This is a genomic window from Pauljensenia sp. UMB3104 (assembly GCF_030217285.1).
Classification (GTDB): domain Bacteria; phylum Actinomycetota; class Actinomycetes; order Actinomycetales; family Actinomycetaceae; genus Pauljensenia.
Window position 1 is genome coordinate 1 of sequence record NZ_JASONN010000632.1, and the last position, 233, is coordinate 233.

Here is a 233-nt window from a genome sequence, read left to right on the forward strand (position 1 = left end):
TTAACCGTCGAGGTCGACAGTCTTACGCCTTCTTCGGACTCGGCGGCGATGATGAGCCGTTTGCCTTTCGCCTCGGCAAGTTCAGGTTTGACGTTCCGGTTCCCGCCAATGGTGAGCACGTCGGCGGACATGTTGCCCGCATACGTGCCGAGCACTCTCGCGATCGTGTTCCAGAACGTGGACTTGCCGTTGCGGCCGTCCCCGTAGGCGATTACAAGCGCTTCGACCATGAC

General features: G+C 60.1%; 1 pseudogene. It reads right to left on the minus strand.

What is annotated here, in order from left to right:
* Window positions 1–233, minus strand: a pseudogene (locus QP415_RS13075) (phage/plasmid primase, P4 family); the annotation flags it as partial.